General features: G+C 40.0%; 25 protein-coding genes. 14 read left to right on the top strand and 11 right to left on the bottom strand.

Going from position 1 to position 22,254, the window contains the following annotated elements:
- Positions 1-160: 160 nt before the first annotated feature.
- On the bottom strand, positions 161-448 hold the full coding sequence (locus PN450_RS01030) for a YggT family protein (protein ID WP_015081411.1): 288 nt from the start codon (positions 446-448) through the stop codon (positions 161-163).
- A 252-nt stretch (positions 449-700) separates the two neighbouring features.
- Between PN450_RS01030 and psbX the strand changes: the two genes are divergently transcribed.
- The 4 genes from psbX to PN450_RS01050 all read left to right on the top strand — a co-directional run bounded on the left by psbX (position 701) and on the right by PN450_RS01050 (position 3,080).
- On the top strand, positions 701-820 hold the full coding sequence (gene psbX, locus PN450_RS01035; protein ID WP_015081410.1) for a photosystem II reaction center X protein: 120 nt from the start codon (positions 701-703) through the stop codon (positions 818-820).
- A gap of 151 nt (positions 821-971) precedes the next feature.
- Positions 972-1,919 (top strand): Ycf66 family protein, encoded by a 948-nt coding sequence (locus PN450_RS01040; RefSeq protein ID WP_213712066.1) that lies wholly within the window; start codon positions 972-974, stop codon positions 1,917-1,919.
- 32 nt (positions 1,920-1,951) lie between these two features.
- Complete coding sequence (locus PN450_RS01045; RefSeq protein ID WP_213712065.1) at positions 1,952-2,512, top strand: TolB family protein; 561 nt, start codon at positions 1,952-1,954, stop codon at positions 2,510-2,512.
- A 43-nt stretch (positions 2,513-2,555) separates the two neighbouring features.
- Positions 2,556-3,080 carry a TolB family protein gene (locus PN450_RS01050; RefSeq protein WP_213712064.1) on the top strand — a complete coding sequence of 175 codons (525 nt, stop codon included), beginning with the start codon at positions 2,556-2,558 and terminating at the stop codon, positions 3,078-3,080.
- Here the strand turns inward: PN450_RS01050 and PN450_RS01055 are convergent, their stop codons facing one another.
- From PN450_RS01055 to PN450_RS01065, 3 genes are read right to left on the bottom strand one after another with little or no spacing between them, the layout of a single operon-like run.
- Positions 3,081-3,203 carry a hypothetical protein gene (locus tag PN450_RS01055; RefSeq protein WP_271835117.1) on the bottom strand — a complete coding sequence of 41 codons (123 nt, stop codon included), beginning with the start codon at positions 3,201-3,203 and terminating at the stop codon, positions 3,081-3,083.
- Positions 3,204-3,326: a hypothetical protein gene (locus tag PN450_RS01060; RefSeq protein ID WP_271835119.1), complete on the bottom strand. Its 123-nt coding sequence runs from the start codon at positions 3,324-3,326 to the stop codon at positions 3,204-3,206.
- Between the two features lie 4 nt (positions 3,327-3,330).
- On the bottom strand, positions 3,331-4,326 hold the full coding sequence (locus tag PN450_RS01065; RefSeq protein WP_271835120.1) for a succinate dehydrogenase/fumarate reductase iron-sulfur subunit: 996 nt from the start codon (positions 4,324-4,326) through the stop codon (positions 3,331-3,333).
- A gap of 1,233 nt (positions 4,327-5,559) precedes the next feature.
- Between PN450_RS01065 and PN450_RS01070 the strand changes: the two genes are divergently transcribed.
- A complete protein-coding gene (locus PN450_RS01070; protein ID WP_015081404.1) occupies positions 5,560-5,985 on the top strand; it encodes an AbrB family transcriptional regulator in 426 nt (141 codons plus the stop codon).
- Positions 5,986-6,182: 197 nt separating this feature from the next.
- On the top strand, positions 6,183-7,052 hold the full coding sequence (locus tag PN450_RS01075) for a CPBP family intramembrane glutamic endopeptidase (protein WP_213712062.1): 870 nt from the start codon (positions 6,183-6,185) through the stop codon (positions 7,050-7,052).
- 50 nt (positions 7,053-7,102) lie between these two features.
- Here PN450_RS01075 and PN450_RS01080 read toward each other — a convergent pair whose 3' ends face one another.
- Positions 7,103-7,486 carry a hypothetical protein gene (locus PN450_RS01080; protein ID WP_148760914.1) on the bottom strand — a complete coding sequence of 128 codons (384 nt, stop codon included), beginning with the start codon at positions 7,484-7,486 and terminating at the stop codon, positions 7,103-7,105.
- A gap of 237 nt (positions 7,487-7,723) precedes the next feature.
- Here PN450_RS01080 and hslO point away from each other — a divergent pair, with 237 nt between their 5' ends.
- Positions 7,724-8,629, top strand: coding sequence for an Hsp33 family molecular chaperone HslO (gene hslO, locus PN450_RS01085; protein ID WP_015081401.1), 906 nt, complete (start codon positions 7,724-7,726; stop codon positions 8,627-8,629).
- 164 nt (positions 8,630-8,793) lie between these two features.
- A complete protein-coding gene (locus PN450_RS01090; protein WP_271835121.1) occupies positions 8,794-10,869 on the top strand; it encodes a chromosome segregation ATPase in 2,076 nt (691 codons plus the stop codon).
- A gap of 184 nt (positions 10,870-11,053) precedes the next feature.
- Here PN450_RS01090 and crtD read toward each other — a convergent pair whose 3' ends face one another.
- Positions 11,054-12,568 carry a C-3',4' desaturase CrtD gene (crtD, locus tag PN450_RS01095; RefSeq protein ID WP_271835122.1) on the bottom strand — a complete coding sequence of 505 codons (1,515 nt, stop codon included), beginning with the start codon at positions 12,566-12,568 and terminating at the stop codon, positions 11,054-11,056.
- 189 nt (positions 12,569-12,757) lie between these two features.
- On the opposite strand from crtD, the gene PN450_RS01100 reads away from it, so the two are divergent.
- Together PN450_RS01100 and PN450_RS01105 are read left to right on the top strand one after the other, a co-directional pair.
- Positions 12,758-13,477 (top strand): hypothetical protein, encoded by a 720-nt coding sequence (locus PN450_RS01100; RefSeq protein WP_271835123.1) that lies wholly within the window; start codon positions 12,758-12,760, stop codon positions 13,475-13,477.
- A gap of 409 nt (positions 13,478-13,886) precedes the next feature.
- Positions 13,887-15,164 (top strand): M16 family metallopeptidase, encoded by a 1,278-nt coding sequence (locus PN450_RS01105; protein ID WP_271835125.1) that lies wholly within the window; start codon positions 13,887-13,889, stop codon positions 15,162-15,164.
- A gap of 7 nt (positions 15,165-15,171) precedes the next feature.
- Here PN450_RS01105 and PN450_RS01110 read toward each other — a convergent pair whose 3' ends face one another.
- Both PN450_RS01110 and PN450_RS01115 read right to left on the bottom strand, forming a co-directional pair.
- Entirely contained in the window at positions 15,172-15,297 is a 126-nt protein-coding gene (locus PN450_RS01110; RefSeq protein WP_271835126.1) for a hypothetical protein, read from the bottom strand.
- Between the two features lie 32 nt (positions 15,298-15,329).
- On the bottom strand, positions 15,330-15,473 hold the full coding sequence (locus PN450_RS01115; protein ID WP_271835127.1) for a hypothetical protein: 144 nt from the start codon (positions 15,471-15,473) through the stop codon (positions 15,330-15,332).
- Between the two features lie 26 nt (positions 15,474-15,499).
- Between PN450_RS01115 and ffh the strand changes: the two genes are divergently transcribed.
- Positions 15,500-16,948 carry a signal recognition particle protein gene (gene ffh / locus PN450_RS01120; RefSeq protein WP_015081396.1) on the top strand — a complete coding sequence of 483 codons (1,449 nt, stop codon included), beginning with the start codon at positions 15,500-15,502 and terminating at the stop codon, positions 16,946-16,948.
- Positions 16,949-17,138: 190 nt separating this feature from the next.
- Entirely contained in the window at positions 17,139-17,717 is a 579-nt protein-coding gene (locus PN450_RS01125; protein WP_271835129.1) for a Uma2 family endonuclease, read from the top strand.
- A 63-nt stretch (positions 17,718-17,780) separates the two neighbouring features.
- Here PN450_RS01125 and PN450_RS01130 read toward each other — a convergent pair whose 3' ends face one another.
- The 3 genes from PN450_RS01130 to PN450_RS01140 all read right to left on the bottom strand — a co-directional run bounded on the left by PN450_RS01130 (position 17,781) and on the right by PN450_RS01140 (position 20,520).
- Positions 17,781-17,969: a cyanobactin biosynthesis PatC/TenC/TruC family protein gene (locus PN450_RS01130; RefSeq protein WP_271835130.1), complete on the bottom strand. Its 189-nt coding sequence runs from the start codon at positions 17,967-17,969 to the stop codon at positions 17,781-17,783.
- 14 nt (positions 17,970-17,983) lie between these two features.
- Positions 17,984-18,187 (bottom strand): cyanobactin biosynthesis system PatB/AcyB/McaB family protein, encoded by a 204-nt coding sequence (locus PN450_RS01135; protein ID WP_015081394.1) that lies wholly within the window; start codon positions 18,185-18,187, stop codon positions 17,984-17,986.
- A 356-nt stretch (positions 18,188-18,543) separates the two neighbouring features.
- Positions 18,544-20,520, bottom strand: coding sequence for a S8 family peptidase (locus PN450_RS01140; protein ID WP_271835131.1), 1,977 nt, complete (start codon positions 20,518-20,520; stop codon positions 18,544-18,546).
- Positions 20,521-21,237: 717 nt separating this feature from the next.
- Here PN450_RS01140 and PN450_RS24015 point away from each other — a divergent pair.
- Together PN450_RS24015 and PN450_RS01145 are read left to right on the top strand one after the other, a co-directional pair.
- Positions 21,238-21,378 carry an anacyclamide/piricyclamide family prenylated cyclic peptide gene (locus tag PN450_RS24015; protein ID WP_417033728.1) on the top strand — a complete coding sequence of 47 codons (141 nt, stop codon included), beginning with the start codon at positions 21,238-21,240 and terminating at the stop codon, positions 21,376-21,378.
- A gap of 478 nt (positions 21,379-21,856) precedes the next feature.
- Positions 21,857-22,252 (top strand): hypothetical protein, encoded by a 396-nt coding sequence (locus tag PN450_RS01145; RefSeq protein ID WP_053539214.1) that lies wholly within the window; start codon positions 21,857-21,859, stop codon positions 22,250-22,252.
- Positions 22,253-22,254 lie beyond the last annotated feature (2 nt).

Consider the following 22,254-nt stretch of genomic DNA (forward strand, 5'->3'; position numbering starts at 1 on the left):
GCTTTGTTCAGGATATGAAAATGCTGTAATGGGTGATTGGTGATTGGTGATTGGTGATTGGTGATTGGTGATTGGTGATTGGTGATTGGTGATTGGTGATTGGTGATTGGTGATTGGTAAAATTCTTACCCATTACCCATTACCCATTACCCATTACCCATTACCTATATAACATGGTCAGTAACCCTTGCTGACCTAGTAAAATTTCCCGAATAAAACTAAAAATCGCTACTAAGATAATCGGGGTAATATCTACACCACCAATAGGTTGTACTAACTTCCGCAACGGGATTAAGAAGGGTTCAGTCGGCCAAGCGATCAGACTAAAAGGTAAACGGTTGAGATGGAATTGGGGATACCAAGTCAGAATAATGCGGAAAATAAATAAAAACGTCATCACTCCCAAAAAGGGGCCAAGAATCCAAGTAGTCAAGTTAACACCAGTCATTTTGTTTAGCTAATATTTGTGAGAACATCCTCAACTTAGACCTAAGTTGAGAAATTTTAAGTTTTGTAACGCATTCTTTTTTAATTTTAACTAAATGGTGTCATTTTATTGTGAGAATGGAAAAACAAAGTTATTGACTTGGGATCATCAATCAAGTAGATACCAAGTTGGATAGATAATCCTGTTCTACTTTTCAAGAAAGTAATCCAGGATTAAAATGAGAATAAACTGTGTAAAAAAAGGTTGAGAACTATGACACCCTCTTTAGCAAATTTTCTTTGGAGTTTGGTTTTTGGGACTGCGATTGTCGTTATCCCTGCTACCATTGGTCTAATTTTCATTAGCCAAAAAGATAAAATCCAACGTTTTTAATTTTTAGGGACTGGGGACTGGGGAAGAATTGTCTTCTCCTTTCTCCTGGACTTCTGAACTCCAGTATTCTTCTTCTACAATATTATGACTGGTTAAAATAGTGATGGTAAGTGTAACTCGTTAATATAGATTTGATATTAGGAAAACGCCAATGGTTAATTTTGGGCTGAACTCAGCCAGTGTTTTAGCTCAGGTAAATTTTGGAGCGAACTCAGCCAGTATTCTGGGAATTTTCCTGGCTGTAGCTGGAGCAGCACTGTACTTTCTTAGGACTGTCCGGCCAGAACTGTCAAGAGATCAAGACATCTTTTTTGCAGCGGTTGGCTTATTATGCGGCTTTATTCTTGTCTTCCAAGGATGGCGACTTGATCCAATTTTACAATTTGGTCAGTTGCTTTTGGTAGGTTCTACGGTATTTTTTGCGGTTGAAAGTATTCGTCTGCGGAGTATCGCTACTCAACAAGCTAAACGCAATACTCCCATTGTGGACGATGAACGCGAGGTTAGCAGGAAATATTCTTATTCTGAGCGGCGCAATTATCAAGCTGAGATGGATGCAGATTTAGAACCGCTACCTTATGAAGAAGAGGAAGAAGCTCCTCAACGTCCGAGAATTCGCGGTAGTCGAGATGAACGTTCTCCCCGTGATGACTATTACGAAGAACAACCACCACGCAGTTCACCAAACCCACGGAACAGGGAAAGACCAGATTCAGGAGAAAGAAAGCGTCGTCCTAATTCTGGGCGTTCAGTCAGTCGTCCCAGTGAGAGTAATACAGAGGAAAATTGGGGTTCTGCTCCCAGACAAGTTGATGATTGGGAAGGTGCAAATTCTCAAGATGATGTAAGAAAACCACCACGTCGCAATAATAGCGGTAATAACAGTAATAGCGGTAATAATCGCCCCCAACGCCCAGAAAGCCGAGAGGATGATGTTGCTCCTACTCCTAGACCCAGAAAACGTCGTCCTCCCAGAGACTCAGTTCCGCCCAGAAGACAGGATGATGATGAGGCTATACCAACGGATTATGTACCATACAATCCCATTAATAAGCCCAATAATGAGCCGGATAATTCCGATTTTGATGACGATATTTAAAACATTTGGGGTGGACGACGGAAAACAGTAATGTGAAAACATTTACACCTAGCTTCTGGCTCCAACAGTCTATTTATTGGAGCCTAATTTTTGGACTGACAAGTTTACTAATATCTTGTGCTGCTGATAATATCCCCATGGGAGTAACTTCTCTGAATAGCCGATATACTGAAGAACAACCGGCAATGAGTGGTAATGGCCGTTTTTTGGCTTTTATTTCCAATCGTTCTCGTCGTCAGCAGTTGTTAGTATACGATTTAGAAAATCAAAGTTTTATGCCCACACCGGGCTTAAACCGACAATCTGTAATTGCGGAAAGTCCTAGTTTGAGTTATACAGGACGCTACATTTGTTATATTACCAGTGATCAAGGTAGACCAGTTGTAGCACTCTATGATCGGGCTTCGCAAAATTCACAAATTCTGACTCCCACCTTTCGTGGTTGGGTGAGAAATCCTACTATTAGTCCTGACGGGCGTTATGTTGCGTTTGAATCTGCTGGTCGTGGACAATGGGATATTGAAGTTCTCGATAGGGGTCCAACTATTGAGTTAGATATTCCTAATGGTGCAACAGTACCAATTAAAAATTAAAAATTAAAAATTAAAAAACTTTTCCCTGTTCCCTCATCTCTAAATGAATTATAAATTATCAATTATTTTAATTTTATGCTCAACTCTATTAACTGGGTGTTTTGGCTATCCGCGGTTACTCAGTTACCCATTTGATTCGGGGGGTAGGAGTCTTAATAGTTTTTCATCGGAGTTAAATCCGCAAATTTCGGGAAGATATATGGTGTTTACGAGCGATCGCCGAGGCAGTCAAGATGTATATATGTTTGATACGGTGACTCGGAATTTGGTGGATTTACCAGGTTTAAATTCTTTTGATACGATTGCTTCCCATCCTGCATCATCTGATAATGGTAAATTCATTGTTTTTGCTGCTAGTCGTCAAGGACGAACACAAATTGTTTTTTATGATCGAGATGTGCGTCAATCACGAAATTTAGCTGGTGATATCCAAGGAGAAGTCCGCAATCCTACTATTAGTGCTGATGGTAGTAGAATTGCGTTTGAATATAGCAATAATGGACAATGGGATATTTTAGTTTATGACCGTTTTGGGCGAAAATTGAATATTCCTCAAGATCCCAGTTAGTCAGAGGTGCAGAGGAAAGAAATATTCTTTTGCAACTGACAACTGTACGGGCGAAGCATTTGGAGAACTATTTTTGGCAATGACCGATAATTTATCTTCCAAATGCTTCGCCCCTACTAACAACTAACAACGAACAACTGACAACTGACAACTGACCACTGACAACTGTACGGGCGAAGCATTTGGAGAACTATTTTTGGCAATGACCGATAATTTATCTTCCAAATGCTTCGCCCCTACTAACAACTGACTAATCAGTATTTTGTACAGATTCGATGAGCGATCGCACTTCTTGAGTTCCTTGGGATGGTTCAAAGGAAAGGGGGAATTTGCCTTTGACTAGCATTCTTAAACCTAAAGGTGCAAGACTGAGTAAACCTTGTAAATCGCGGAAATAATTACCAACTACTTGAATCCCAAATTGACGTTCATCAATCCAACCACCTTGTTTGACTAAATCTACTAAAACTTTACGGTGACGAATTGAGCGACTATCACTCGCTTCTTTACGTTCCAGAATTTCCTGTTTAATTTTAGTGATTTGCTCTAATGGGGCAACTTCCATGGGACAAACTGAATCACAATATAGACAACGAGTACAACCCCAAACTCCTTGAGTTCCTGCGCTATAGTTTTCCAATCGTTCTTCTGTATTACTATCGCGGGAATCTGCCACCATGCGATAGGCTTTAGCTAAGGCATGGGGACCAACAAAGTCAGGATTGACTTCCAGAGCATTACATTCAGAATAACAAGCCCCACACATAATACAATTGCCCGTTTGATCAAGAAGCGATCGCTCTTGAGGCGTTTGTAAGAACTCTCTTTCGGGAACTTGTCTACTTGCTGTACTTACATAAGGGGCAACTTTCTGCAAATTATTCCAAAAACCATTCATATCCACAACCAAATCTTTAATTACAGGCATATTCCCCAAAGGTGCAACTGTAATTTCTGGAGTAGCCTGAGACTGATTTGCAAATGATGATATTTTCTCCAGTCTAGCCAGTTCACTCCCCACATTTTCCTTACAAGCCAAAGCAGAACGCCCATTAATCCGCACAGCACAACTACCACAAATTGTATTGCGGCAATTTTTGCGAAATGCTAAAGTTCCATCTTGTTCCCACTTAATCTGATTGAGACAATCCAGGATAGTATTCCCTGGTTCTACCTCCAAAACGTAGGATTTGAAAACAGGGTGAGAATTTTCTTGTTGTCGAGTAATCTTAAAAATAACTTCCATTATTATCAATCCAAATCTTGGGTTCAAATCTTCTCTATGCCTTACCCACCTCAAAATCATGAAGCTAGGGAGGGATGAAGTCCAAAGCATGAAGTATAAACAGACATTTTCTCTTATGCTTGACTTGACCGCAGCCTTCACCCTTAATCCTTTACACTTAATACTTCTTTCGTCAAGCCCTAGTTATCAAAATTCTACATCTTTAAATATATAGAAGTGTTAAAGCAAGTGAACATCTTTCCTCATGGCTATCAAATACCCCATAGATGTGGTAAATTTATTCTTCCCCTAGACAGACGTAGATAATCTGACGAGAGCTTTGAATCTGACGGTGATCAATAATGGGGATTTTCCACCCCGGTTTTTGTTTCTAGTCACTGATAGCTGGCGTAGCGAAGCCATAGAAACTCTATAATTTAACTGATTCACTCCAAGAAAGCTAGTCGGAATTAGATTAACTTTCATAAAAGTCTTGACATTCTCCTCATGACAGTATGAAGCCTTGGGAAAATCTCTACTGCATTTTACCTCCTCAACTCCAGCGCGTGAGATCAAAATTTAACCGAAATGTGAATTTTAAATTCAAAAAATATTTTGCTATTATTATTTCATGCTAGTATTTAATAGAAAATTACGAACTAACAAAATTAGAGACAATAACCGCATAAGCACGGCTAACACTTCTAAGTTTACTCGTAATGTAGAGACTGGAAAATTCATGTCTCTACTGGCAGAATAAAAGGGTGTATGTTCGTTAGACCACATACAAATATATGCTATCTTCAGCTAAAGAAGAGAATTAGGTGCAAGCCGATAACTCAAAAGCAAGTAAGATTGGCAGTGAATGTGAAAAACCTGTAATTTATTGGCTCTACGACTTTTTTGGAGTAGAACTAACCTGATTTGTAAAGGTGGCTTGAAGTTACACCGATACAACAGCGCCCAAAGAGAAAATAATTTAATTTCTGATGGCCAATGATGGTTAAAAGCGCAGTAAAATTACTGAAATAAATGTTTGTGGTAACTATGACTTAGAAACCTATTATAGATAACTATGATAGAGTCATTCGTTGCTTCCATATCAGCAGGAATTCACCCATCACCCTCATGTTTTGTTTATTTCTGAAGTCCAGTTGCGCTGATTGCTCAATACTGGACTCACAAGAAAATTTTTAAATGGCTAACGCCATGCTACGCTATCAATTTGAAGAGATTAAGGAAAATTAGAACATAATGGCTGAAACCGCAACTGCCCCATTAACTGGAAAAACATTACTAGCGAAAGTTAAAGAACTTTCCACTTTACCACGTCGGGAAAGAGCAAAGCAATGTGGTTATTACACCGTTACTAAAAATAGCCAAGTTCGGGTTAATTTAACAGACTTTTATGATGCTTTATTGTCAGCTAGAGGCATTCCCCTCAGCCCAGAAGCACCAAAAGATGGACGTGGCCGCGAACCGACATACCGGGTTAGTGTTCATCAAAATGGTCAAATTGTGATTGGTGCAACTTACACCAAAGCGATGAACCTAAAGCCCGGTGATGAATTTGAAATTAGACTAGGTTACAAACATATTCACTTAATTCAACTTGGTGAAGGTGACAAACAATTAACCCAGTCAGATGATGGTGCTGATGAATCAGACGCAGAAGAATAAATTTTTTCACCTATCAGGGCTGGTTTTTCCGTTAATGCTGAAAAATTTATCCCTAAAGCTACCGCTAATTAGTAGCTGTAGTTAAATAATTTCAGTGGCATAAGACATAAAAAACGTTTTGGCCTCTTCCATTAGTCACAAATTCTAGTAGAGTCTTGATGAATAATCAAGAAATCTGTTGTTGCAGGAAGTTAGTCATGTTTTTTATGTCTATTGCGCTGTCATTTTTAGAGTTATCGGCCAATCCTTTGCTGGAGTTTATCAAAGATACACCAGTATTTTTGGTCATGGCTTTTTTTATTGTTTGGATAGGTTGCTGGTTGCCATTGGTAGCAATTTTAGCCATTACCTTAAATTGGCAAATACATAAATCTTTACAACCTGAGCAAAAAATTCCTTTATTAGTATCTCTCTATTTATTAGTCCCTCTCATTCTCTGGGGATTTCAATGGTTGAAATTGGGTTCTTTCCCTGATTATGGATTAGTAGGGGAAGTTTCTATTTTCGCTTCTTTATTGCTAGGTTTTGGCTTGGGTGTTTTCAGTCTAGCTATCGTATTTCTTGGGCAAATTTGCGCTGGTTGGTGCTATTTAGAAAAATCTCATCTCAAGTTAATACCATCTAGTTTATTGACAATTTCCCTAGTGGCTTTGTTTGTGGGGGGAATCGAAGAACTGGTATTTCGGGGCTTTATATTCACTCAATTAGAACAGAATTATTCAATTTGGTTAGCTGCAATTATTTCTAGCTCGATTTTTGCTGTCTTACATTTGGTCTGGGAACAAACAGAAACTCTTCCTCAACTGCCTGGATTATGGCTCATGGGTATGGTATTGGTATTAGCCAGATTAGCTGATGGGCATAATTTAGGAATAGCTTGGGGACTTCATGCTGGTTGGGTATGGGCGATCGCTACTATAGATACAGCAGGATTAATCACCTATACAGATAAAGTTTCTGCATGGGTGACAGGTATCAATAAAAAACCCCTCGCGGGGTTAACAGGAATTATGTGTGTTTCGGCGACGGGGGGAGTGCTTTTATGGGTATCTGGAATTTTTAACTAGTGTTTTTCGCGCAAAGTCGCAAAGAAGCAAAGGCGCAAAGAATAGAAGAATTACTTGATTGTGGTTAAGAATTGGCGTAAGCTGACTAAGCTCAGGGTTTGTCCTAAGTTTAGGGGTAGGATGGATATGCCTTCTAATCGGGATTGTATCCAGCCTTCTCCCCAGTACCATTCGTGAAAGCCGTCAATGCCTCCACTCAGTAGTAAGCGCAGGCAATTGGGTTTTACTACGTCTACTCGATGATGAATGGATATGGGCCCTGTGTGAGTAGTAAATTCAAATCCTGACGGTAATTCTGTGGGCATTTCTGGGGGGAAACTTTGCCCCAATAGCCATTTTTTTAGTTGTGCAGGATGCAAAATACTGTCATGAATGGCATTGGCTGATGCTGCGATTTCAATACGGATTTGGCTTTGTTGAAATGTACCTAGCATAGTAATTAGTAATTGGTAATTGGTAATTGGTAATTGGTAATTGGTAATTGGTAATTGGTAATTGGTAATTGGTAATTGGTAATTGGGTAATTTCCTTCTTCCTTCCTTCTTCCTTCCTTCCTTCTTCCTTCCTTCCTTCTTCCTCCTGACTCCTGACTCCTGACTCCTTCTTCCTTCTTCTGACTCGAAACAACTTAGAATATAAAAGTCATCTTGTAAAGAATTGTAAGGTTTTTCATGGCAGATCAATTGATTCGTGCGACTGCGGCGGATGGTGGTATTAAGGCTGTAGGCGTGATTACCACCCGGTTAACAGAAGAGGCTAGACAACGCCATAAATTATCTTATGTGGCTACAGCAGCTTTGGGAAGAAGTATGGCGGCTGGTTTGTTGATGGCTTCCAGTATGAAACGGGTCGGTTCTAGGGTAAATGTGCGAGTTAAGGGCGATGGTCTTTTAGGTGGGATATTGGCAGATGCGGGCTTAGATGGCACTGTTAGGGGCTATGTTGGTAATCCCTCTGTGGAACTGCCTCCTAATGATCAGGGTAAACTAGATGTTGGGGGGGCAGTGGGTACAGGTTTTCTTTATGTAGTCCGCGATATTGGCCATGGCTTTCCTTACTCTAGTACGGTAGAACTTGTTTCTGGGGAAATAGGTGACGATGTTGCTCACTATTTAGCAAATTCTGAACAAACTCCTTCCGCTTTAGTTTTGGGTGTGTTTGTGGGAGAACAGGGTGTGACGGCTGCCGGAGGAATATTGATACAGGTGTTACCGAAAGCTGCGAGGGATGAGGAGTTAGTGGCTACATTAGAATCACGGGTTTCGGCTTTATCCGGGTTTACGCCATTACTGCAAGCAGGTAAAACACTGATAGAAATTTTTAACGATTTGTTAGGAGATATGGGATTGAACATATTTCCGGAAACTCAGATGTTACGCTTTCATTGTGGCTGCTCTTTTGATCGGGTGCTAGGGGCGCTGAAAATATTGGGAGAAGCGGAACTACAAGACATGATTGTGAAAGATAATGGTGCAGAAGCAACTTGTGAGTTTTGCGGTAATATTTATCAAGCAAGTAGTGATGATTTAACCCAGTTAATTGGAGATTTGCAAAGAGAATCTGCAATTTCTGGTTAATGTAACTAGTCACACTCAAACCAAAAAACAGTAATGTTATTGATGAGGGTGATGAATTTCTCGGATGGGTTTTTCTAGATGGGAAAGTTAGGATAGCAAACATAAAATTATCTATATTGATCTACCTACTTTCATATCGCTATTCAATTAGTGTGGTGTGAGCAATGACAGAGCGGGATATTCCAGATAATTGGTCTTCGGACCAAGCAGGAGAACCAATTGGGTTTGAACCCAACTATATATCAAATAATCAAACTGCTGATACTGCTGCAATTGGTGCTAATTCTCAGTCCATGAAGAAAAGCAAAAAGCCAGATGGCACAGGTTTGGCGATAAATGATAATTCAGAATCTACTTTTAATCTCAGTGTTTTAATTGAGAAATTGCCCCCTTGGACTAAAAATTGGGTAGTTTGGGCAGCAGTATTAACTTTAATTCCTGGAAGTATGGGTTTTCTCGCTCTATCCATCCTGTTTAAGTTACCATCTGCCCCTAATTGTCCACAGATTTTCTGGCCTTTGGCTAGTGCGTCAGTGAGGGTACACTGCGCTCAGTTGGCGGCTTCTAAGCAAACTATTAATGATTTGCTGCAAGCGATTACTCTCGTCAAGCAATTACCAGAAAATCACCCACTACGAGGCGAAATTAATCGTCTTTTGGAGGAATGGTCACGGGATATTTTAAAATTAGCTGATCAGAGTTTCCAAGGAGGGAATTTGGAGGAAGCGATCGCTACAGCCCGAAAAATTCCTCCTGATGTCAAGGTTAGTGAACTGGTTGAAGAACAAATTCAAAAATGGCAAACGATTTGGTCAAAGGCTGAAGGAATTTACCAAGAAGCTGAAAAAGAACTGCGTCAACGACATTGGCAATCGGCTTTTATGCTCACAGCTAAATTACTGCGGGTAGATAATAAATACTGGGCAAGCACTAAATATGATCAATTAAATAACATTATTGTTACAGCGCGGGAAGATGGGGATAAACTTTACAAAGCAGAAGATTTAGCAAAGAGTCGCAATTTAGATAATTTACTCAAAGCTATTAAACTAGCTGAGGCGATTAAACCAGAAAGTTATTTATATCAAAAAGCCAAAGAGTTAATATCAGGATTTGCTCGAAAAATGCTCACACTCGCACAAGCAAAGATGAAAGAGCGAAATGCGGATGCAGCATTGGAAATTGCCCGACAAATTCCGCCTATTCCTGAATTACAAGCTGAAGTTGATGATTTTATGGTTTTGGGTGAAGCCCAAAGAAGTGCTTTTATTGGGACTGCGGCTGGGTTAGAAACTGCTATTTCTCAAGCTCAACAAATAGATGCTTCTAGGGATGTTTATAATGAGGCACAACAATTAATTGCGCGTTGGCAATTAGAAATTGAAGATGTTTCTCGGTTAGAGAAAGCCCGAAATCTCGCCAGTCAAGGCACGGTTAATGATTTAACAGCAGCTATTTCGGAAGTACAGCTAATTCCTGGGAATAATCCCCGTGGTACAGAAGCCCGTCAAGAAATTGGCCGTTGGCGTGGACAAGTGGAAACGATTGAAGATAGACCATATTTAGATCGGGCAGAACAAATAGCCATCGGTGAGGATGTTAACTCATTGCAAACAGCGATCGCTGAACTTAATCAAATTCGTTCTGGACGAGCATTATATCCAGAAGCCAGAAAAAAGATGAGGCTATGGACAGCTAAAATTGAGCGCATTCAAGATCAACCATATTTAGATCAAGCCAAGGCATTAGCCGACAGTGGTAATTTAACAACGGCTATTAGTGAAGCCCAAAAAATCGCCTCTTCAGGACGCGCTTTATCGAGTGAAGCCCAATCATCTATAGATACTTGGCAAGACCAAATTCGCGCTAAAGACAGTTGGCAAAAAGCCAAGCAAGTAGCAGTTACTGGCACACCAGAAGCTTTAGTTGAAGCTATTCAGTTGGCAAATCGGGTATCTAGTCGTAACAGTTTACGTTTAGATGTGAATATTGCTATTGACCAGTGGAGTCAACAGTTGTTAGAAATGGCACGTTCTCAAAGTGAGGTAGATGTGGCTAAAGCAATTGATACGGCTAAGTTAATCCCTCGTGGTAGTAGTGCTTACACTGACTCTCGAGAACAAATTAGAACTTGGCGGCAACTTATGATTCCCAAATCCCCTCCTAGTCCGTCTGTGGAATCTATACCTGAACTAACACCAGCAGTTCCAGAATCTCAGCCTTCAGGAAGTCCTAATTAATGGATAATTTTGCTAATTTTAAGTATAAATTAGTCTCACGCCAAGGCGCAAAGATTAAGATTGAGGAATCCTTGATTTTTCAATTTCATACTTAAATTTAGCAACGTGTTGATTTTGAATCACTAACTATTCTGTGCGCTCTCTTATCCGCCTCTGGAGTGCCTCTGCGTGATAAAAAAGAATTCTACCCTTGAGCTTGAATTTGTCTAACTACCGTCAAAGCTGAATAACTAACTCCCGCAGTTCCTTCTCCAGGGTGTGTAGAATCACCAACTAACCACAAATTATTAATGGGAGTCCGATTAGCAAAACCAAAGGGTCCAAAGGTAGGAATTCTTTGACCAATACCGCCCACAATTCCCTTTTCTCTACCTGTATAATGAGCAAAGGTGCGAGGTGTGGCTGCTTCTACATAAATGATAGTTTCTGGTTTTAAATAGAAATATTCAGAAAGTTTAGAAATTGCATCTTGGGTGAATTTTTGTTTTAACTCTTCATAATTTTGAGTTTTCCACCAGGTCGTAAAATCAACAAAGGAAGAAGCGATAATTGTGGCTTTTCCTAATGGTGCGCGGCCGTCTCCTTCATGACTTACAGATACAAATAGGGAATTATTTTCCCCAATGGGTTTATTTACATCATATAAAAATTGTAAATGCGGTGGACAATTAGGAGGAATTGCACTTTTATCTACACCTAAATAAATCACAAATGCACCGGAAGCTGGTGGGAGTTTTTCTACTCTTTGTTTATATCCAGATGGCGCATTTTCTCCTAATAATTGGACTAAGTTTTGAACGGTGACATTACCAATGATATGATCTGCTGATTCTGTCCAAGTTTCCCCGGTTTTCTGATTTTTAATATTTACGGATTTAGCTTGGTTATTTTCAACTTGGATTTTTTCAACGGTGTGGCGCATTAATAGTTTACCACCATCTCTTTCTAAGGATTCTACCAAGCGATCGCTCAATACTTGCATACTTCCTTGGAGATGAAATAACCCTTGGGGCAATTGGGATACACTCAAAGCCGTTGCTGCATAAAGTAAAGCTGTTTCTTCCGCACTGACTTGAGAATATAACTTGAGTTGTAAATCTAAAAATGTCCGCAGTCTTTGATCATTTCCTAAACCATATAATCGCAAAGCATCCCCCACTGTCATAAAAGTGAAAGGCGCGGTAATAAATGTACTTGAACGCACTGCTTTGATTAATTGTCCTAAATCCCATAAATTCCGGGGTGGTAAAACAGGATCACGTCCTTGAAATTCCCAACTAGCATTAAATAAAGTGGTTAATAATTGCCAAAAAGGTTCACTTCCCGGAAACTGTTTTTGGCGTTCTGCTTGCCATTTTTGAGAATCACGCCAGACATTAATGGGTGTGGACTCTCCTGGAAGATATACAGCACAGGCTGGGTCGCAAGGTGTAGCTGCGGGTAATTCTATATTTAATTCTGAGAAAATGCGGTGATGAATTCCCCCAGGTTCTAAACCTGCTACTTGCGTCGCACCAACATCAAAGGTAAATCCCTGACGTTTGAATGTGGAAGCGCAACCACCGGGAACTATTGCTTGGTCGAGGATAAGGACGTTATAACCTCTATGGGCTAATAATGCACCAGATGTAAGTCCACCTATACCCGCACCGATGACGATAATGCGGGATTGATTTTTTGTGTGAGTAGGATTTGTCATAATTCTTAATATTACTAATTATTAGTTTACAATAAATCAATCTCTAAAGCTAAAAGTTAAGTATAAGCACTGTATACTCAGGTTGATTACTGATTATTTAGATAAATAATTACAAATACGTTACTTTTCACTTATACTAGGTTAGACAGTGTTTATACTGTTAATCAATTCAGCCATAACCAGAAGTGTATGAGTAATAGTTTACAACTCACAGAAATAGCAATTTCTCTCGTAGCGAAAAATCTCAATCCCGCAGTTCTCAACCCAGATTTCCTCAAATATACAGGGATTATTCCTTCAGACTGGGAACTAGCAAATCAACCAGTTTACAATAATAATTTAGTTCAGTTGGTTTATAAAAACGGTGTGGGAATCATTGTTCAACCTAACCGACTGAATGTGTTAGAGATGATAGCAGGGAAACCACCAGCAGAAATTCAACTCGCCACAGTTGCACGACAATTGGTTGAAAAATTATCCCAAGTAGAGTATCAAGCAGTAGGAATTAACCCCAAAGCAGTGGTCGGTTTTACATCAGAAGCCGATGCTCATCAATATATATGTGGTAGACTTTTAGCCCCAGGTTCTTGGCAGGAATTTGGAGGAAGTAAAGTCAATGCTGGATTAGAGTTAAGTTATCCCTTAAAACGGGGAGTTCTGAATTTAGCTATTAATCAAGTAAATGTCCAGTTTGGGGAACAGGTAACACCAGCTATTTTATTTTCTGGTAACTTGAATTATCCTCTCACCGGAAATACCGTTACGGAAAGAATACAAGACTTACAACAAATAATTGCTAATTGGCAAAATGATGTCAACATTTTCCAGCAATTGTTAGTCGAGAAATTTTTATCATCTTCCCCTTCCCCTTCCCCAGCACAACAAATCAGTGCTTCAGTATTTTCATAATGAGTAAACAAGTAGTGTAGAGACATTTCTTATTTTTCTATTGTATGGGTTGGGCATTTGTCCCAACCTAATTATTCTTGAATAAATTTAGGACTTACGCAAAACATCTCTCCAATCCTCATTTCTCCGTGACCTCTGTGCCTCTGTGGTTCGTTATTCCATGAGTCTTGCGTAAGTCCTAAAATTAATTATTAATTAGGCATGATAAATGATAAGTTAGTTTCGGAGAATCCAGGGAATAATACTTACTATATACAACAATTTATAGAGAAAATAAATGAGGTTTGAGACTAAGGAAAAAACTAATCAATAAGATTCTTAACTTCTTTCAAAAGTCTTGACAATGTTTACACCATCAAGAAAGTTGTAAGATATAGGAAGTAACAAAGCTCTTCACTCACCACAAGCAATGACATCAACTCTGCTAAATTTTCCGCGTCTTAACGCACCCACTCTGCACCATCTGCCAAATGGTTTAACCATTATCGCCGAACAAATGCCAATAGACGCGGTTAATCTCAATTTATGGGTCAAAACCGGTTCAGCAATGGAGTCAGATGCAATTAATGGCATGGCTCACTTTTTAGAACACATGATTTTTAAGGGTACACAGAAGTTAATTAGTGGTGAATTTGAGCGCCGGATTGAAGAGCGCGGTGCTGTCACTAATGCTGCCACCAGCCAAGATTATACACACTATTATACCACAACTGCCCCTAAAGATTTTGCCGAATTAGCACCTTTACAAATAGATGTTGTTTGTAATCCTAGTATTCCTGATGATGCTTTTGAACGAGAACGTTTAGTAGTTTTGGAAGAAATTAGACGTTCTGAGGATAACCCTCGGCGGCGAATTTCTCGTCATGTCATGGAAACCGCTTTTGATTCCTTACCCTATCGTCGTCCCGTACTTGGACCAGAAGCAGTTGTTGCTCAAGTTAAACCGCAACAAATGCGAGATTTTCATGGTCATTGGTATCAACCTCAGTCAATTACAGCAGTCGCTGTGGGTAATTTACCAGTAGAAGAATTAGTAGAAATTATCGCCGAAGAATTTAGTAAAAATTATCAACAAACAACCAACAAACTAACATCAGTAGCAGCAATTCCTGAACCTGCATTTACAGAAATAGTCCGCAGGGAAGTTGTTGATGAAACTCTTCAACAAGCCAGATTAGTAATGATGTGGCGAGTACCTGGATTGATGGAATTAGATCAAACTTATGCACTTGATGTTTTAGCAGGAATTTTAGGACATGGGAGAACATCTAGATTAGTGCGAGATTTACGGGAAGAACGGGGATTAGTATCTTCAATTTCTGTGAGCAATATGAGTAATTTATTGCAAGGTGTGTTTTCGATTTCTGCTAAATGTGATGTCGAAAATTTAGCGGTTGTGGAAGCAGGTATTATTCAACATCTTCGCACATTACAAACAGAATTTGTCAAAGAATCAGAAATTGCCCGTGTTCAACAACGTGTAGCCAATCGGTTTATATTTGGGAATGAAACACCAAGTGATCGCGCTGGGTTGTATGGTTATTATCAGTCATTAATTGGTGATTTAGAACCAGCTTTTAATTATCCCCAATATATTCAAGCACAGGCAGCAACTGATTTAATCCAAGCTGCAAAAGATTATCTTTCCCCAGATGCTTATGGTGTTGTTGTCATCAAACCTATTTAATGATTTGTCATTTGTCATTAGTCATTGGTAATCTGTTCTTAACAACTGACAACTGTACGGGCGAAGCATTTGGAGGACTATTTTTGGCAATGACCGATAATTTATCTTCCAAATGCTTCGCCCCTACTAACAACTAACCACTGTACGGGCGAAGCATTTGGAGAACTATTTTTGGCAATGACCGATAATTGATCTTCCAAATGCTTCGCCCCTACTAACAACTAACCACTGTACGGGCGAAGCATTTGGAGAACTATTTTTGGCAATGACCGATAATTTATCTTCCAAATGCTTCGCCCCTACTGACAACAGACTAACTACGTTGTAACTGAATTATGTTTGATGCACTATCTGACCGTTTAGAATCCGCCTGGAAAAAACTGCGAGGACAGGATAAAATCTCCCAATCCAATATACAAGACGCTTTGCGGGAAGTGCGTCGGGCTTTATTGGAAGCAGATGTTAACCTCCAGGTAGTCAAAGATTTTATTAGCGAAGTCGAAACCAAGGCCCAGGGGGCTGAAGTTATCGCTGGTGTACGTCCTGACCAACAATTCATCAAAATTGTTTATGATGAATTAGTGCAGGTGATGGGAGAAGAAAATGTTCCCCTCGCAGAAGTTGCGGGGAAAACCACCGTTGTGTTAATGGCTGGTTTGCAAGGAACCGGTAAAACCACAGCTACCGCAAAATTAGCCTTGCATTTACGCAAACAAGACCGTAGTTGCTTATTAGTGGCTACAGACATCTATCGTCCCGCAGCTATTGACCAATTAATTACCCTTGGTAAGCAAATTGATGTCCCCGTATTTGAACTGGGAATTGCAGCAGACCCCGTAGAAATAGCCCGTCAAGGTGTGGAACGCGCCAGAGCCGAAGGCATAAATACAGTAATTATTGATACTGCCGGACGCTTGCAAATAGACGAAGATATGATGGCGGAATTAGCCCGCATCAAAGAAGTAGTCCAGCCCGATGAAACCCTGTTAGTTGTGGATGCAATGACCGGGCAAGAGGCAGCAAATCTGACTCGCACCTTCCATAACCAAATCGGCATTACTGGGGCAATACTGACCAAAATGGATGGGGATAGCCGAGGTGGTGCGGCGTTGTCAGTGCGGCAAATTTCCGGTGCGCCGATTAAATTTGTGGGTGTAGGGGAAAAAGTCGAGGCTCTACAACCGTTTTATCCTGACCGCATGGCTTCGCGGATTTTGGGCATGGGGGATGTTCTTACTTTAGTAGAAAAAGCCCAAGAAGAGATAGATTTGGCAGATGCGGAGCAAATGCAGGAGAAAATTCTGTCAGCAAAATTTGATTTTACTGACTTTCTCAAGCAAATGCGGTTGTTGAAAAACATGGGTTCTTTGGGCGGAATTATGAAGATGATTCCGGGCATGAACAAGCTTTCTGAGGATCAGTTGAAGCAGGGAGAAACCCAGCTAAAACGCTGTGAAGCTATGATCAATTCCATGACGGGCAAAGAACGCCGTGATCCAGATTTATTATCAAGTTCTCCCAGTCGTCGCCGCCGCATAGCTTCTGGTTCTGGGTATAGAGAAGCGGATGTAAGCAAACTGGTAGCGGACTTCCAAAAAATGCGATCGCTCATGCAGCAAATGGGACAGGGTGGCATTCCCGGTATGGGAGGAATGTTTGGCGGTGGAAATCCCTTAGCAGCAGGTGGAAATCGTCCTTCACCCGGCTGGCGTGGCTACCCCGGTGGCGCACCACCAGCGAAGAAAAAGAAGGAGAAAAAGAAAAAAGGTTTTGGGACTCTTTAAAATTTAAGCACAAAATCCCGGATTTATTCCATAAATTCGGGATTTGCCAAATGCAATAACTACGGTGTTTGTGCAGGGTTTCAAAAACGCAAAGCGATCGCAAATCACTATAATAATTGTGAATATATTCATCAGTGCCACTGCTTGTGTTCAAAACTTTATTTACCTTTGGTAAAATGGAGCAAGATATATGACTACAATTCAGGTTAAAAGCTTCACCCTAGAAGAATATCACGAACTCATCGAAATTGGCTTTTTAAAAGAAGATGATCACATTCAACTAATTAACGGAGAATTAGTAGAAATGGTATCAAAAGGTACGGCACATGAAACTTGTTTAAGAAAGCTATTAAAGGAACTTCCAAAACTTATAGAAGATAGAGCAATTCTGCAATCTCAAGCCCCTATTAGTATACCACCCAAAAGCGAACCAGAACCAGATTTTGCCATTGTCAAAAACCGTGATGATGATTATTTTTCATCTCACCCACAAGGGAGCGATATATTGTTAGTCATAGAAGTTGCAGATTCTTCCATAGACTATGACCAAAAGGTGAAAATACCTCTTTATGCGAAAGCGGGAATACCTGATTATTGGATATTTAATTTATTAGATAATTGCTTGGAATGTTACAGTGAACCATATCAAAATAAACAGGGGATATTTGGGTATACAAATAAGCGAATTGTTTTACCTACTCAGGTTATATCTTTACCTTGGTTTACTGATTTACAGCTTGATTTAAGTAAAGTGTTTCCTGTATATTAATTAATATCCCCAACTTCTCAAAGAAGTCGGAGATATGAAAACCGCACCAACTAACACCACCAACTAACACCAAATCCGACCACGACGAAAAGGTTTATCAGGTTCAGTTTGTTGGGCTTTTTGTCTAGCCATTTCCTGTGACCAAAAACCATAATCTTCCAAACCAGTTGACAAAATATTACGTTTAATTTCTGCTGTTTGTTCGGGTTCTGGTTGACTCGAATTTGCGGGAGTTTTCTTTGGTTTACTCATAATTTTGATAACTCCTAAATTACACAACTGCAAGAAGATTTAATTTGCTGATAACTACGATTTTGAAATGCAGCGGGGTCATTATAATTAGCACCATGTAATAAATCCATACGAATGCTAACTAAGTCCTCGACTCTACCATGAATGACATCAACAGACCGATGAGGATAAATAATATCTGGTCTTTTTACCGGAGGGGAAAGTTTGGGTAATCTCATAATCAATTTTAGATTGTAGGTTGGGTTGACGTATGTTACCCAACATTAAAAAACTCAACATGATTTCTCGTTCCCATACTCCGTATGGGAATGAATTCTAGAAGGCTCTGCCTTCTATTAAGGGAACACCAAAAAATAAATTACCTAATTTTGTGGGATGGGCATCCTGCCCGTCCTTGATGATTAGCGGGCAAGATGCCCGCACCACAAGAAATTTTTGGGTATTTTTTTAATTGGAAGTCCCTAAAGCAGAGTCAGAGCCTCTGTAACCGCATTCCCAGTCAGAGACTGGGAACGAGATAACGAGATAAAAGACTTTGTTGGGTTGCGCTGTTGCTTAACCCAACCTACCACTATTAATAAGGAGTAGACCAAGAACGGACTTCGCCCAAAGTAACAGGAATAATATCACTCACATCAATTGTAAACCGGAATAGCTTCTTCGCCCGACGACTATTTTCAGGGTCAAAGAACTTCAATTTTACATCCCAACAATCGCTATCTAAACGACAGAAAGGACTTTTCTCCACTGTAATACTATCCAACTCCATACCTGTAGCCACAGCTTCCGCAAAGGTAGAAGCCGCTTGAAAAGCATTCGTAGAGGCAAAATTCAACGCCCTATCTTGGGAAGTTGTGCCTAAGTTGCGTAAATCATAATAAATGCGGCTGAGGAAACTACCCAAAGTCCGACGAATAGACTCTTCTTGGGCTTCTGAAGCTTGTGCTTGGACTGTCTGAATAGCAGCTTGAACTAAGGTATTCACCTTCCAACCATACATTCCCCGAATGTTGGGAACTTCAATTACTGGCACAACTTGACCAGAAAATAGTTTCACACTACGTCCTGATAAAATACCGGGAATACTGACTCTCTCTACATAATTCTCGCTGTCTTCTGCTTGAATTTGTCCTGATAATAATTGTTGTAAAATAGCATAAACATCTCTGGCAAAAGCCCCACCTGGTTCAATTGCATAGATAGGAGTTAATTCTAAATTCAATGTCCAAATTAAGGACTTAGCCTCAGAAAGATTATCTCCTAAATAATCTACCATCTGCCGCGCATCATAAGGGTTAGCGGGAATCGCTGTTCCGTCTATTTGTACCCCTGGCATTAATTGTTTAAAAGAGTCTCTTCTGGCTTCTGAACCAAAATCGTAACCCAGTGTACCTAAAGCATACACTAAGTTAACTTCGGCGAGATCGCTGGGTGCTTGACTAGCAGTAATGTAATTAGATGTACGATTTGACATGGTAGTAAATTGAGAATTGGATGAATTTGTTAAAGGTGCGGAAGTTGTCACAGCAGGAACTACTGGGAAAAATTCAGGGGGTATAAATTCTTCCGGGTTGGGTTCTGGTTCAGCACTATTTGTAATCTCTGCACAACCGCAACCAGCAGCTTCAATACTGTCAACGGTTTCTACTGTATCTAATTCTTCGGACATTGTTCCTCCTGTAAAATATGCCAATGCACCAGAAATATTTAATTTACCTAATAAACAGCGACTAATATCGTCTGTATCCTTATCTGTGCAAGGTATAGCAGTTTCTAATAAAACCGCTCTCACCTTAGCGGGGTCGGGTGTTTCACCACGCTGAACTTGCAGACTTAGGAGTAAAGCAGCGACACCGGAAACAATGGGAGTAGCAAAGCTAGTACCACTGAGTTTTTGTGTCCCTCCCCCCGGTTTTGCCCCTAAAATGTGTTCTCCCGGTGCAAGAATGCCTTGGTTTTGATAGCTTTCCCCCCAGTTACTAAAGTCTATGGGTTTACCTTGGTCATTCATTGCCCCTACTGCTAATACGGTGGGTAAAGAGGCGGGAACGTGCAAACATTCGCAACCATCGTTACCAGCAGCAGCCACAATTAAAACATTGTGATCTTTACATAGTTGCACAGCCCTATCTAACCAGCCTTCTGCTTCACCATTATCAGTGAGTTGTCCAGCACTGATATTGATAATATGCGCTCCAGCATTGACGGCTTGTTCTATGGCGCGAGATAGGTCTAGTTGAGAAAGTTTCTTATTATTATCACCAAAAATAGGGACGATTAACCCTCGACATTGGGGAGCAATTCCCCGTAATTCTGAGGAATTATGTTGACCAAATATGATGCTTGCTACATGAGTTCCATGTCCAGACATAGATCCATTAGCTGTCGCTTCTCCCTGAATAAGTGTTGGCAATCTTGTTAAATTTGCTGCATTAAAGCAATTATGAGATTGATCAACCAATCCGTCGAGTATAGCTACACATATTTGTGAATCACCCTGTGTCAAGTTCCATAATTTCTGGATTTCCGTTTCAATTGAAGATTTTGGCATTTAATTTGTTAATTATCTGCTTAAACATCTATTTTGCGCCATAAATATATATTTTATGACATTTTTATTACGATTGTGCTTCTAGAACACAAAAGTAATTGTTATATTATTCGGCTGAAATGTCAACTCAATTTACATATTTTAACGGATATAATTTTTTCTTATGTCAAAAAAAAAACGGTTTTAGTAAGTGTTTATTTTCTCCTGTGCTGTGGATGAAAATCAGTATTTACAAATACTTGACGGGAGGAGATAGTGATTTCCGCTTCACGGAAATATCAAGCAAATAGGAGTGTTAACAACCTGATTTACTATAAGTAATTTTTATTAATAAGGTCTTGCGTTGAATCATAATTGGCTGTACTATCAGAATCAGGGTAGCTTCACTTAGCCTACTGATTAGTAATTGCACTTTTTATCATCTCATGGTAGGGAGTTGCATTGATTATTCTGAAAAATTCACATTAGTTAATACTAAAACTCTACCTCTCCCTAACCCTCTCCTAAGAGGAGAGGGAACAGGAAAAAAACTTGAGAATTTAAAGAGTTTAAAGCCTCTCTCCTTGTAGGAGAGAGGTTTGGAGAGAGGTTTTATATAAAGCTTCTGGTGAATCACAACTCGTTAAATTACCCTTCAACGCCAATTTAACGCCTTCACCAAACCAGTCTTCTTCATAAGGAAGAAGTTAAACGAACAAACAAAAAGGAAAACACACCATGACTAAGAAGAACATCCGCCCCCAACAAGTTGCTCCCGTAGAACGCGAAACCATCTCTACTGCTAAGGATCAAAGCGGTCAGGTTACAGCCCTATTAATAGGGATAATGCATCCTTTTGCAGGCGACGACGCGGAGTAAGTCACCCCATTCTACCACTCACCTCAAAAAATATTAAAAGTCTATTTCTACATCCCTTGGCGCACGGTTTGCCTCGATGAATTGACGGACAACCTCTGTCACTTCAGGGGTTTCCGATACCTGGCACGGGGGTGGCGGAAAACCGGACTTAGATTTTTTGGGGTTGGTGGTTGAACCCTGATTTGTGAGATGAACCCCAGCCAACAGCTTACTACCCCAGTAGCATCTGGTTGGGGTCTTCTCCTTGGGTTTATACTTTTGGCAGAAGCCTTTATACTTTTTGGCACATTCTTCTAAGCTGTTTCCTAGTCGTAAAAAAGATGTAGGTTGGGTTAAGCGACAGCGCAACCCAACAAAATTAAATCACGAAATCACCGAAATGTTGGGTAACATCCTGTAAATCCTGGATATCCTGGATATCCTGATTGGTGACAATTTCATCATCTAAACTGTAATTGTAATAAAGAATTTTATTTCTATGACAATTCCCATAGTTATCAACTTACCCGAAAGTTTAGCTGCTTCTGTCCAGCGTCTTGGAGAAGCAACAGCGCGAGAGATATCAGACGTTTTGCTTGACACCCTAGAAATAGTATTACCTACCTTAGATAATCTCCCAGAAATGAGCATTAATTCAAATATTCCTGATATTTCCGATCAGGAAGTTCTAGAATTAGCTAATTTAAAAATGGATGTAGTGCAAAATCAACGCTTGGGAGAACTACAAGCTAAAGGAAAAAATACTGGTTTAACAGCAGGAGAACGTTATGAATTATTAATTTTAATGTCCCTTTATCAAATGGGACAATTAAGAAAATCTGAAGGTTTAGCCGAAGCTGTTAAACGGGGAATAAAAATTCCTTTATCACCATGAGT

Origin of the sequence: Dolichospermum lemmermannii CS-548, from assembly GCF_028330815.1 — a bacterium.
Taxonomy (GTDB): Bacteria; Cyanobacteriota; Cyanobacteriia; order Cyanobacteriales; family Nostocaceae; genus Dolichospermum; species Dolichospermum lemmermannii.